The 2,314-nt window shown below is 54.9% G+C and carries 1 protein-coding gene and 1 pseudogene; one reads left to right on the top strand and one right to left on the bottom strand.

Annotated elements, in window-relative coordinates:
* Positions 1-351 precede the first annotated feature (351 nt).
* The gene (locus QRN53_RS00010; RefSeq protein WP_285241983.1) at positions 352-1,323 is read right to left on the bottom strand and encodes a hypothetical protein; all 972 of its coding nucleotides are present in this window, start codon (positions 1,321-1,323) and stop codon (positions 352-354) included.
* 753 nt (positions 1,324-2,076) lie between these two features.
* Between QRN53_RS00010 and QRN53_RS00005 the strand changes: the two are divergent.
* Positions 2,077-2,264, top strand: a pseudogene (locus tag QRN53_RS00005) (PspA/IM30 family protein); the annotation flags it as partial.
* Positions 2,265-2,314 lie beyond the last annotated feature (50 nt).

The raw sequence follows: 2,314 nt of genomic DNA, 5'->3' as shown, positions 1-2,314 counted from the left end.
GGCCCCCTTGTCTTCAACGACACGAACTCAATTCCCCACAAACCGCGAAGAGCCCCATAACTGGCCGTAGCTGTCTCATCCAAGTCTTGCCATGGGTCAGGCTCAACAAGACGTCGAAGTTGGTTACGATCAGAATATCTGCTTCCATACGGCGAATTGATGAGGCATCTAGGTCATGACTAGGCAATATTGGAAGCTTCAAACAGTCGATGATCTTGATTTCGTGGTTCCCCAAGTTTGAGTTGTTTAGATCTTGGATAAAGTCCTCGGTAGCATTTAAAGGCGATGAATGCCAGAAGAGGCGTCTCTTCACTTCTACGGATTGGAGGAGTGGCTGATACCAGGGAATGCTCATTTGCTTTTCCCCCTGAATTTCGAACCCAATTGTGTCCACTGCGCCAAAGCGATGTTCTGGCCGTCATCGATCAAGACGCCAAGGTTTATCAAATTCGAGATTTCGTTCGAAAAGTCGTCTTCCAGTTCGTTGAAGTTCGGGAGTTCGAGACCCAGTTCTAGTACTGAAAGCTCGTGTGGGTAAAATCGGTTCAGGCTGTCAATCATTCCATCAACGAGACTGACGGCGGTCCTTCTCCACTGCCTGAAGCATTCTTGTACAAGAGCACCGGAAATTTCCCGGCTGGCGATGTCATTGGACAACTTAGCAGCGACAAAGCCGGCAAGTGACCTCGTAAGAAAAACCTGCCCACCTGTGCCTGTGTATACACGGCGCAGTGCGTCGTGTGTCCACCGAGCGGCCATTCTGGAGCCCAAGGCTTGTATCATGCGATCAGACTCAGTCCGAGAGATCTCAGCCAAGAATGTCGGCTTCGCCCAAGCAAAGAGAGGATTCTCCCTCCCATAGAGTGTCGGGTACATGATGGGGGCCGTCGTTATGCCTGACAGTACTACGTTGAAGTTGCTGTTCTCTTGGACGAGTGCGCGAAGAGCACCGAAAAACTCCGGAACACCGGTTTGTACCTCGGACGTTTGAGTCTCCGCGCCGACTAGAGACTCCACCTCGTCCAAAGCTAGTACCACTGATTTTGTAGGGCCAACTCCACGTCTAAGCGCCGCACCAATGGCCTGGCGGAGATCCCCAACCGTCGAAAGATTGGTTATCGAAGCCAGTTCATGCGTCCGCATACCGTGCTTGCCAAACGAAATCTTCAGCAGTCCCCAACGTCCTGACTCAGTACAGCTAGCGGCGTCATTACGGCGACTATGGGCAAGGCCCATATGACCATTGAGGGCCAGAAGCCAAGCCAGCCCCGCGTGAGTGATGACCCGATCATCGCGATCCAGAAGAGCCAGAAGCCGGTCCATAAAAGCCGTTTCAACTTCGGTGTACGAGTCCCCTCGTCATTGCTCATGGCACACCCTAGCGATTCCGATTCCTAAAAACGATCCCTTCATGACGTGGAGTCATCCCTCCTGGCCCCCCTTCGGTAGCCACTACTTCCCGGAGGGATGGTGCTCATTCCAATACTCGCTTCGCTGCCTCCGAAGAGATTTAACGAGGACGGAAATTCCGAAGACTAAGGCGATCGCCGCGACCCCGAGGAAGATCCAAGTCCAAATTTCCGATCCCCGGAATATGACGTTCGCCCACACTGCGACCAGACCGATCACCATACCGAGTAGCGATGCTCGGGTTTCCCTCTTGTTCATACCGGAGTGTAACCACGAGGATGCCGCGGGCAATAGAAGCCGAGGTTTTACTGCCGAAGCACCCCATAGGGCCTGCACCGTAAGCCGGTCGTTCACCGGCCGCTCCGGTACCGCCCCCTTCGGCTCTCCGAACTTCCGCGTGTTCTAGCCATTCTCGGATTCCCGTATACCGTGCCCTAATTAATGCCCGGTGAAGGGGCCCTATACGCTACACACGAAATTGCCTTGACACCCTCGGTCAGGGGACGACTTAGTGCGGGACTACTCTCCTCACCATCGCCATACTCTGCACCGGGAGCGAGAACGCCAAGTACTGGCAACGAGAACTTGGCGGCCGCCGGCCGGCTGGGGATAGCCCCCTAGCTTTCTCGCGATAACCACATGAAGGACAGGCTCGCAGGCTTGTCCACCTCCGCCATCGGCCGGTACGAGGAAAACATCCGCTGGAAAGAAGCTACGGTCCGCGGCCAGCTGGAACTCGCCGCCTCATCCCTGGACGCCCAGTTCGCCTCCCTCGAAGACCTCGAGAGCAAACCGAAGTGGAAGCCCGGCTCGCCGCGCTCAAGTCCATGGACCGGAAGGCCATCGACAACTAGATGATTAAGTCCTATTGGATTTAGTGGTCGTAGGCGATTAGGGAGCGTTT

It is taken from the genome of Pseudarthrobacter sp. fls2-241-R2A-127, assembly GCF_030209355.1.
Taxonomy (GTDB): Bacteria; Actinomycetota; Actinomycetes; order Actinomycetales; family Micrococcaceae; genus Arthrobacter.
Note: the sequence above shows the minus strand (reverse complement) of the source record. Positions and strands in the feature narration are given on the sequence as shown.

Bases quoted from the DNA above. Each gene is read 5' to 3' on its own strand.
- QRN53_RS00010 (WP_285241983.1), bottom strand. From the start codon at position 1,323: ATGGACCGGCTTCTGGCTCTTCTGGATCGCGATGATCGGGTCATCACT.